The sequence below is a fragment of the Actinoplanes sp. NPDC051470 genome, assembly GCF_040682035.1.
Taxonomy (GTDB): domain Bacteria; phylum Actinomycetota; class Actinomycetes; order Mycobacteriales; family Micromonosporaceae; genus Actinoplanes.
Genome location: NZ_JBFBAA010000050.1, coordinates 36,711 through 45,959, shown reverse-complemented (window position 1 = coordinate 45,959; position 9,249 = coordinate 36,711). Strand labels below are relative to the sequence as shown.

Below are 9,249 nucleotides of genomic sequence, written 5' to 3'. Positions count from 1 at the left end.
GGCTTGGGTTACTGGATGGCGTTCGGGTCAGATTCGGCAGTACCTGGCTCGGCGGCGCCGCGGAACGAGGAGGACGGTGAGTTCGTTGGGCTCATGATGCTTCCGCCGGCGCACGGTCCCGATCAACCTGATGACCCTACGATCACCGACCTGGGCTACCGGCTTGTTCGTCGCTACTGGCGGCAGGGCCTTGCCAGCGAAGCATCGCGCGTCCTGTTGCGATACGCCTTCGAGACTGTCGGACAGAACCGAGTGATCGCTCAGACCATGGCGGTGAATAGGGGCTCTCGGGGCGTCATGGAGAAGATCGGCATGCGGTACGTGCGCACATATTTCCCGTCCTGGGACGACCCGCTTCCGGGAGCCGATCTGGGCGAGGTCGAATATGAGATGACCCGAGCGACGTGGGCCACGAACCGTACCGCCTGCCGCTGATCCGGGCGTCGGCGAACGAGGCCGAAACTCTGCCGACACGGCCAGGCCGTGGCAACGCAACGTAACGTAACGATCGTCAGCGTCCGACGCGCCGGACTCGGCCGGGTAGCGACGGCGCATTGCTGCGCCGCCGCCCCCTCAGCCTTGATCCACCGACGCAGTCGGTGTTGGTTTGGTGTTGATCATTTCTGTATGGGGTGATCCGGGCGTGCGGGAGTCGCCGATCGCGTGGTCGGCTTGCTCCGGGTGTGATTGTTCGGGTTGGAATGACGATTGGGGCCTGTGGTGGGGTTGCCTGATTTCTGCGGGTGTGGGGGTGTCAGCCGGGCGTGGTGCTCACCGCGGCTCGCACGACGAGCTGATCGGAAGCGACGGCACAGGGCGCGGAAGCAGGAAAGGCAGCCATACCTCACCGTGTGCCACCAGCAGCGATGAACACCAGCACACCCGGAGCGGCATGAGAGATGACATGCATCGGCCGGTCACGGTCGGTGGGCTGAGTTGAGGTGTACGCCGTTCGGGGTCTTGACGGCCGGCGGTTTTGGGGGGCCTCCTCAGCTCAGACGCAGATTTCTGCGTTGGACATCGATGGTCACGGAGCTTGAGGAGGTCCCGATGGCGATCGTAGGCGGCCTGGACATCCACCGGAAGCAGCTGACATTCGACTGGGTCGACGAGCAGAACGACAAGTGGGAACGCGGCCGGATCGCCCCGGCCGACCGGGAACACCTGGCCGACTGGCTGACCCGGTTCGACCCGACCACGACAGGTTCGGTGGAGTTCGCGATGGAAGGCTGCACCGGCTGGCGATACATCGCCGAAGAAATGGACAAGGCCGGCGTGACCGCGCACCTGGCCGAGCCGGCCGACACGTCGGTGTTGCGGGGCCCGAAACGCCGGGCCAAGACCGACAAGGCCGACGCGAAACTGCTGCGCGAACTGCTGGCGGCGGGCCGACTGCCGGAGTGTTACATCCCGCCGTCGCAGGTCCTCGAGTGGCGGGCACTGCTCGAGCTCTACCAGGACCTACGGTCCCAGCACACCGGCTGGGCACAACGGATCCAGTCGGTGTGTTTCCACCAGGGCACCACCGCACCAGGGCAGGCGCCGTAGATGTTCTTGAGGTCGACGCTCGCGCGGGTGTCGGTGTCCGCGTAGGCCTGCGCCGACTTGTCCAGGGCGTCGGCGATCTGCTCGAACTCGCTGGTCGCGTCACCGACCCCCGCATACCCGTCGCGGTGGTGACCACGAAGACATCGATCGGCCTGCTCAGGACCGCGTCGGTCGACTCGCGCAGCACATCCTCGTCGATAAGGCCGGTAGACAGGAACAGCGCGGGAGCCCATTCAACCCGTGCACCTCGGCGCTCAAGGACCGTGATCTGCTCCTGTGCCTTGCGTGCGGCGGTGACACCGATCCGGAAACCCGACAGCGGCAACCCGTTCATGAGCTCTCCCTCGGGGTGACGGTATGGCTAGGGCAGAGCCGCCATCACCTCGGTGACGGACCGTCGCCGGCCGGTGTAGAACGGGACCTCCTCGCTCACGTGCCGGCGGGCCGTGGAGGCGCGCAGGTCACGCATCAGGTCGACGATCCGGTACAACTCGTCGGCCTCGAACGCGAGCATCCACTCGTAGTCGCCGAGCGCGAACGAGGCCACGGTGTTGGCCCGCACGTCCGGGTAGCCGCGGGCCATCTTGCCGTGCTCGGCCAGCATGTGCCGGCGCTCCTCGTCGGGCAGCAGGTACCACTCGTAGCTGCGCACGAACGGGTAGACGCAGATGTACGGCCGGGCCTGTTCGCCGGCCAGGAACGCCGGCAGGTGGCTCTTGTTGAACTCGGCCGGCCGGTGCAGCGCCATCTGCGACCAGACCGGTTCCAGGTGCCGCCCCAGCCCGGTGCGCCGGAACCGCCCGTACGCCTCCTGGAGCGCGTCCGGCGACGCGGAGTGCCACCAGACCATCACGTCGGCGTCGGCGCGCAGGCCGGAGACGTCGTACGTGCAGTCTGACTGTAAGTTCCAGTAGGATCGGAAAGACTTCGGAGCGAGAGGGGCCGTGTGTGGCCGAGGCGAGCCGCCTGGCGCAGCAGTCCGCATTCAATGCCGCGCTGACGATGATCATTCAGGCGCGTGTGGTCGAACAGCGCGTCGAGACCGAACTGAAGACCCTCGGGCTTTCACTGCGTCGGCTCGGCCTGCTGGGTCACCTCGGCGCGGCACCGGGGATCTCGTTCAGCGAACTCGCCAGGCGGGCCGGCATCAAGGTGCAGAGTCTGCACCCGATCGTCGATGCCTTGCTCGAGCAGGGGCTCGTCACCACCGTCGGAGGAGTCGGGCAGGGACGCGCCGCCGTCATCCAACTCACCACCCAGGGCGCGGAGGCCGCCGCCCGCGCCAAACATCTACTCATGACGATCGACGGCGAGCTCTTCGCCGACGGGGTGTGGAAGGAACTCGGCGACGCGCTCCGTGAGGTCGCGCAGGCCCGAGGACGGGAACTGCGGCCTGGCCACCAGTCACATGAATAGCGTTTGATGACCAGGTGATGGCCACAACCTCGGCGGGCAAGCCATCCGGGACGTTCCTTGCGGCAACATCGGTTTCCTTCGAACTCGCGGACGGCACCAGCCGGTCGTCGTCGGCTCGCGTTCGCGTCGTCGGGAGTTGACACCGGGCGGCCGGGACAACGGCGCCTTGCCCGAATCGGGTGAACAGGCTCGCCTCGGCGGTGCACGCGCTCGACTTGAACCTTAACATTGACGTTAAGGTTCATCGGCGAGATGAGAGGCCAGCGTATGCGGATCGGTGAGCTTGCCCAGCGATCAGGAGCGACGCCGCGGCAGATCCGGTACTACGAGGAGCAGGACCTGCTGATTTCGGCTCGGACCCACAGCAACTATCGCGACTACGACGAGAGCAGCGTTGAGACGGTGGTGCAGATCCGCGGGCTCATCGACGCGGGTCTCTCGACCCGGGTGATCAGAGTGCTCCTTCCGTGCGTCCACGGCCCGGGGGCTGAACTTCCGGCACGGCCTGACCCGGTCATTTCGGCATTGTTGACCGCCGAGCGTGACTGCCTCAAAGACCGGATAGACCACCTGATCCTTTGCCTCGACCAGGTCCAGTGCTACCTCGACCGCGTCGAGGTCTCGTAACAGTCCTCGAGCAGCCCGTTCACCATGACGTCGAGCGTGAGCGGCTGATGCTGTCCACGGAAGCGCCGGGATGCCTCAGCGAACCTGACGCATCCGGGCCTGACGTGCAGCAGTCCGCGACTGCTGCACGTCAGGCCGGCCCGAGGGCTACTACCGGCCGCAGCGAGCGCAGTTGATGAACCCCGCGGTCTGCGGGCGGGGTCAGCGCGGTGCGTCGATCCGATTCGCGTGAGCGTCGGTGGAAGCATGACCCTTCTCGGTTTCGCGCGCAGCGTTGGCGACCAACGCGCCTACGACACAGAGCACGAGCACAAGCACGAGGGCATTCAGCAGGCCGACATGTTCGCCCAGGAAGCCGATCGCCGGGGGACCAGCGAGGAACGCTAAATAGCCGATCGTGGCGACGGCACTCACCCGCGCGGCAGCGGTCTTCGGGTCGTCTGCGGCGGCCGACATGCCGATCGGGAAGCCCAACGCCGCGCCCAGCCCCCACGCGATCGCGCCGATGGTCGCGACACCAGGGTCGGGTACGAAGATGATCACGAACAGTCCGGCGGCGGCAAGCAGGAAGGAGACCCGTAGCACAGGTACGCGCCCGAACCGGTCGATCAGCAGAACACCGCCAAGCCGCCCCGCGGTCATTGCCGTGACGAAGAGTCCGAATGTGATCGCGCCCCTCGCGCGAGAAGATCTCGTAGGCTGGCGAAATCCTGTTCGTTGATGCCGTCGTGCATCCTGGGGCGGCGGTTGCCGCACTGGCGGAGAAACTGTTGAACGGGGTCGCCGTTCGCTCCGTGGATCTGGATCCCGTCAAGGCCGGCGGACCGCGTTGCGCTTGAGCGGGTCGGCTTGAGACCCGCGATGGCTCCGCGTCCGAGGTCATCGGAGTCGTTATGCGATCAACCTAAACATTCACGTCAGCGTGAAGGTCAAGTGAACGATGTGAGGGGCTCGGCACAAGAGGCATCTCGCTGCCGGAACTGCTGACGGCACGGCCGCCATCGGGCCGATGGAAGACTGGTGAGGTCCGAGTCCGCGCGCCGCTTCCGACGGGCCGCGAGATCGTCCGGGACTTTCCAGCAGACCTGGGCCGGGCGCGACGGCTGCGACACAATCAAGACGTTGGTCGGGCCGGGTCTCGTCGCGGGTGCCGGACGATCGGGGCGTGGTGAAAGTGCGCACGCCGTACGTCGTTCCCCAAGGTGGTGATCGTGCAGAGCGAGATGGACGTGGCCACTGCCTACGAGGGCGCGAGCGCCACCGGCCGGTACCTGCTCGGCGCTCGTCCGACCAGCGTGGACAATGAGGGCAGCCGCATGGCGACGGAGTATCGCGAGGCGCTGTCGCGCGCAACCTCCGAGGACGAGCGCGCCTACTTCCTACGCCGCTTCGGGTGGCACGAGGTCGTGGGCCGACCGCACGAATTCGGGGACGAGCGGGTTCGGGTCGGCGACCCGGACGGCTACGATCACCTGGCACGGCTCGACGTCGTCGAGGGCCACGGTGGCCAGGCCCGGGCGTAGGGTGTGACGGCGGTCGCCGGCCGGGACGACCATGCACATCCCAGATCAGGCGGGCCGCACCGTGATCATCACCGGCGGCAGCAGCGGCATCGGCAAGGCCCCCGCGGCCAACTCTGGCTGCCAAGGGTGCACGGGTCATCATCGCGGTACGCGACCAGACCCGCGGCCGCGCGGCCGCCGCCGAGATCGGTGCCCGCGCCGAGTCCCGCCCGCTCGACCTCGGTTCGCGGGACTCGGTACGTGAGTTCGCCGATAAGCTCGACGGCCCGATCGATTACGTGATCAACAACGCCGGCTTCATGACCGCCACCCGCCACCTGACCGCCGACGGCTCCGAAGGACAGTTCGGCGTCAACCATCTCGGGCACTTCGCCTTGACGAACCTGCTCGTCGGCCGGATCGCCGGACGCGGTGACCTAGCGGAACTACCGCAACGCGCACACCGTCATTGATGATCTGCATGGGGAACGGTGGCCCTACCGCCCGTTCGGCGTCTACGGCCAGACCAAGCTGGCCAGCATGTTGTTCACCCGCGAGCTGCAACGCCGCCTGACCAGGGCCGGCTCATCGGTCCGGGCCACCGCGGCGGAACCCGGCTGGGCCGCCATCGGATTCACGATGACCACCAGCCGGCGGATCCTCGACCGCAGGCTCGTGCTGGGTACGCGGCTCCTGCCGCAGAGCGCCGAGGGCGGGGCCCAGCCAACCCTGCTGGCCACCGTGGGTGAGGCGCCCGCCGCCAGTCTCTCGGGTCCCAGCCTGGGCGGCGTACGCGGACGGCCACCATCGAAAAGGTGTCCGGCGAAGCGTTCGACGACGACACCGCGAGACGACTGTGGGACGTCTCCGAGCGCCTCACCGGCACCGCATTTCCGCTGCCGGCCCGCCGGTGACGGTGTGCCCGAGGCGACGCCGCGGCCGGTCCACGAGGCCGGGCCGCCGCACGGCCGGCTCCTGTTCACGACGGGAGCCGGCCGGGGGAACCGGGAATCACCCGGCGGCGGAAGCCTCCAGCCGGTCGGCGGCCCGCCGCGCGGCTGCCGTGAACCCCTGCGTCCACCCGTGCGACTCGGCGAGCGCACGCCGGGTGAGGTCCGGCCCGGCCAACTCGGGCGTGCCCACGCCGAAAAGGGGTTTCGGCGCGTACTCGGCGTTCAGCTCCGTCTGGCGCGCCACCTCATCACCGAAGAAGAGCTGGACCAGCCGCAGGCCGATCTCGATGCACCCGGTGGCCGGGCCCGCGGAGATCCGGTTTCGGTCCTCCACCACATTGGGCGTCCGGACCGTCTCCGCACCGAACCAGTCCAGCTCGTCGTAGAAGTGGAAGTTGGTGGTGGCTCGGTACCCGCGGAGCAAGCCGGCCGCACCGAGGACCAGGCTGCCCTCGCACACCCCGGCGATCCAGCCGGCCCGGGCACCCCGGTCAGCAAGGAACGCGAGGGTCTCCGCGTCCTCCAGAAGCTCCATCGGTGTCGCCCCCACCAGCAGCACGTCCAAGTTCGCCGGGCAGTCGGCGAAGGTGGTGGTCGCGCGCGTCGGGAAACCGCCGTAGCCCAGGAACTCGTCCAGGTTCTTCCAGACGAAGTGGACGTTCACCCCGGGCATGCTCGCCATCACCGCGTGAAAGCCGACGACGTCGACCGGTGCGTACTCCGGGCACACCAGCACGGCGACCTCGATACGGCGTTGTTCGTCAGTCATGAAGCGGTCCTCTCCGTCAACTTGCAGTCAGACTACAAGTTGACCGAAAGGCTCGTCCAGCGGGCCGACCGGCTCACCCGTCACGGCCGGAACCGGTGGTCCATCCCGGGTTCGGTGAAAAGGTGGCGGGGGGTGGGCGGGGTCCGTCTCCAGCTGTAACGGCTCAGGACATGGATGACGTTTTGTTCTCAGGACTTGGTTGACGTTCCGTCGCGCTCCGGTTGATCATCTTCGGCTGTGTCCGGTGTGGAAGAAGGTCAGCGGGATCAGCTGGTCGAACAGCGGTATCGGGCGGTGCTCGAGGTACTCGGCGGTTCGCGGGTGAGTGAGGTGGCGCTGGGGTACGGGGTGTCGCGGCAAGCCGTGTACTCGTGGAGGGCCAAGTACGACGCGGGCGGCGTGGACGGGCTGCGGGAGGTATCTCGGCGGCCGAAGGCGAGCCCGACCCGGATTGCGGCTGAGGTCGAGGCCGTGGTGTGTGAGATGCGTCGGATCCATCCGCGGTGGGGTGCCCGCAGGGTCGCGTTCGAGCTGGGCCGGGCCGGCGCGGCGGCGCCGTCGAGGGGCACGGTGCATCGGATCCTGGAACGCAACGGCCTGGTCATGGCGCAGGAGCAGCAGCATCGGCGTAAGTACAAGCGGTGGCAACGCGAGGCACCGATGCATCTGTGGCAGCTGGACCTGGTCGGCGGGATCTACCTGGCTGACGGCCGCGAGTGCAAGATGCTGACCGGCATCGACGACCACTCCCGGTTCGTCGTGATCGCCACCGTGCTGGCGGTGCCGTCCGGCCGGGCCGTCGCCGACGCGTTCCTGGCCGCGATGCGCGTGCACGGGGTGCCGGCCGAGGTCCTCACCGACAACGGCAAACAGTTCACCGGCCGGTTCACCAAGGGCCGCCCAGCGGAGGTGTTGTTCGAGCGGGTATGCCGGGAGAACGGCATCACCGGCAAGCTGAGCCGCCCCTACTCGCCGACCACGACCGGCAAGATCGAACGGTGGCACCGGACGCTGCGCCGTGAACTGCTCGATGTCGCCGGCCCGTTCACGGACCTGCCCGCCGCGCAGGCGGCGATCAGCGGCTGGGTGCACGCCTACAACCACGAACGGCCGCACCAGGCGCTGGACATGGCCACTCCGGCCAGCCTGTTCAGGCCCAACCTCGACGCCGGACCCAACCCGGCCGTCGTTGTGTCCCCACCACCGCAGAAGCCGGCTGCCCGCACGTTCGAGGTCTCGCCGCCCGCCACGGACCGCCCGTCGATCCTGCTCCCCGCCTCAGCGCCGGCGGTCGAGTTCGACACCGTCATCGCGGCCGGTGGCTTACTCAGCGTCTTGCCGCGCGTCAACGCGTCAGGATGGGTGCCGCCCGCGGAGGTCAGCCCGCCCACGTCTGGGCCGACGAGAACAGCGTCCACATCCTCATCGACGGCGAGTTGGTCAAGACCGTGCCGTCGAACCTGAACGCTGACGACCTGCACGAACTGGCCATGCGGGGCGCCCATCCCGCCGGGCCCCCGCCCGCAAGCGCCCCGGCTCTCACCGCGGCCACGACGCTGCCTGGCGGGGCCGTGGTTGAGATCGACCGGATCGTCGGCAACGACGGCTTCACCGGCATCGCCGGAACCCGGCTACGGATCGGCGCGGACCTGCACCGCCGCAAGGTCACGCTGCGCCTCGACGGCCACCTCATGCACGTCATCCACGACGGCCGCCTGGTCAAAACACTGCCCGCGCCGATCCCTGCCGACCAGCGAACCAGCCTGCTCGGCGCCCGGCTGACCACCACCCCGCTACCCGCACCGGCTTCCGGACCCGTCAGCGTCCAGCGCAAGGTCCCTGCGGACGGGAAGGTCATGGTCGCCCGGCAGATCCTGCGGATCGGACGGACCTACGCCGGCGACATCGTCACCATCCACGTCGAGGACACCCACTTCCGGGTCACCCTCGACAGCGCCGAACTCGGCATCCACCCACGCACCAGCCAACACCCGGTCACCCGCTGGAGAGCGAAAATCCACGCACCGCGGGCCTGAGCCCCAAACCGCCACCATGTCCTGCGACTGTCAACGATCTCCAGAGACCATTCCGTCAAGCAACTCCCGAGACCTCACACAACAGCCGCTGCATCCCGTCCGGGCTCACATCGCCGGTCTACTCCGCCAACGTCCAACCGTTCTTACGTTCCAGCCCGGCTACCAGACCACCCCTATGCCGGCCCACCCGCTCACGCGACTCTGGCCTGCCGAAACGCGGACCCACCACAGTCAACAGCTTGTCCAAGGCGGCACGCCAACCCGCGATATCAACATAAGTCACGCCCGGTCAACGCAGCACCCGACCAACCGACACGGGGTCGCGTCCGCCGGCGTGGTGTAACGACCTTGTGCACAGTAGAGCGATCGGCATGGCGGGTTGACCGGGACATAGACGG

8 protein-coding genes and 3 pseudogenes are annotated in these 9,249 nt (G+C 67.9%); 7 read left to right on the top strand and 4 right to left on the bottom strand.

The annotated features are described in order from the left end of the window. Both AB0M54_RS45200 and AB0M54_RS45195 read left to right on the top strand, forming a co-directional pair. Nucleotides 1–435, top strand: a 435-nt coding sequence (locus AB0M54_RS45200; RefSeq protein ID WP_364479032.1) for a GNAT family N-acetyltransferase, incomplete at its 5' end; no start/stop codon positions are given. Nucleotides 436–1,050: 615 nt separating this feature from the next. Next, nucleotides 1,051–1,548: a transposase gene (locus tag AB0M54_RS45195; protein ID WP_364479029.1), complete on the top strand. Its 498-nt coding sequence runs from the start codon at nucleotides 1,051–1,053 to the stop codon at nucleotides 1,546–1,548. Nucleotides 1,549–1,909: 361 nt separating this feature from the next. On the opposite strand, the pseudogene hemQ reads toward AB0M54_RS45195, so the two are convergent. Then, a pseudogene (gene hemQ, locus AB0M54_RS45190) lies at nucleotides 1,910–2,437 on the bottom strand (hydrogen peroxide-dependent heme synthase); the annotation flags it as partial. A gap of 59 nt (nucleotides 2,438–2,496) precedes the next feature. Between hemQ and AB0M54_RS45185 the strand changes: the two are divergent. Both AB0M54_RS45185 and AB0M54_RS45180 read left to right on the top strand, forming a co-directional pair. Beyond that, complete coding sequence (locus AB0M54_RS45185; protein ID WP_364479026.1) at nucleotides 2,497–2,964, top strand: MarR family transcriptional regulator; 468 nt, start codon at nucleotides 2,497–2,499, stop codon at nucleotides 2,962–2,964. 267 nt (nucleotides 2,965–3,231) lie between these two features. Further along, nucleotides 3,232–3,591 carry a MerR family transcriptional regulator gene (locus tag AB0M54_RS45180; protein WP_364479023.1) on the top strand — a complete coding sequence of 120 codons (360 nt, stop codon included), beginning with the start codon at nucleotides 3,232–3,234 and terminating at the stop codon, nucleotides 3,589–3,591. Between the two features lie 201 nt (nucleotides 3,592–3,792). Here AB0M54_RS45180 and AB0M54_RS45175 read toward each other — a convergent pair whose 3' ends face one another. After that, entirely contained in the window at nucleotides 3,793–4,347 is a 555-nt protein-coding gene (locus tag AB0M54_RS45175; RefSeq protein ID WP_364479020.1) for an MFS transporter, read from the bottom strand. Between the two features lie 446 nt (nucleotides 4,348–4,793). Here AB0M54_RS45175 and AB0M54_RS45170 point away from each other — a divergent pair, with 446 nt between their 5' ends. Both AB0M54_RS45170 and AB0M54_RS45165 read left to right on the top strand, forming a co-directional pair. Further along, nucleotides 4,794–5,114 (top strand): hypothetical protein, encoded by a 321-nt coding sequence (locus tag AB0M54_RS45170; protein WP_364479018.1) that lies wholly within the window; start codon nucleotides 4,794–4,796, stop codon nucleotides 5,112–5,114. Between the two features lie 113 nt (nucleotides 5,115–5,227). Beyond that, nucleotides 5,228–5,566, top strand: coding sequence for an SDR family NAD(P)-dependent oxidoreductase (locus tag AB0M54_RS45165; RefSeq protein ID WP_364479038.1), 339 nt, complete (start codon nucleotides 5,228–5,230; stop codon nucleotides 5,564–5,566). Between the two features lie 538 nt (nucleotides 5,567–6,104). On the opposite strand, the gene AB0M54_RS45160 is transcribed toward AB0M54_RS45165, so the two are convergent. After that, entirely contained in the window at nucleotides 6,105–6,815 is a 711-nt protein-coding gene (locus AB0M54_RS45160) for a DJ-1/PfpI family protein (RefSeq protein WP_364479015.1), read from the bottom strand. A gap of 237 nt (nucleotides 6,816–7,052) precedes the next feature. Here AB0M54_RS45160 and AB0M54_RS45155 point away from each other — a divergent pair. After that, nucleotides 7,053–8,851: pseudogene (locus tag AB0M54_RS45155) on the top strand (IS481 family transposase). A gap of 121 nt (nucleotides 8,852–8,972) precedes the next feature. Here AB0M54_RS45155 and AB0M54_RS45150 read toward each other — a convergent pair. Beyond that, a pseudogene (locus tag AB0M54_RS45150) lies at nucleotides 8,973–9,119 on the bottom strand (IS701 family transposase); the annotation flags it as partial. Nucleotides 9,120–9,249 lie beyond the last annotated feature (130 nt).

Bases quoted from the DNA above. Each gene is read 5' to 3' on its own strand.
- AB0M54_RS45180 (WP_364479023.1), top strand. From the start codon at position 3,232: ATGCGGATCGGTGAGCTTGCCCAGCGATCAGGAGCGACGCCGCGGCAG.
- AB0M54_RS45160 (WP_364479015.1), bottom strand. From the start codon at position 6,815: ATGACTGACGAACAACGCCGTATCGAGGTCGCCGTGCTGGTGTGCCCG.
- AB0M54_RS45195 (WP_364479029.1), top strand. From the start codon at position 1,051: ATGGCGATCGTAGGCGGCCTGGACATCCACCGGAAGCAGCTGACATTC.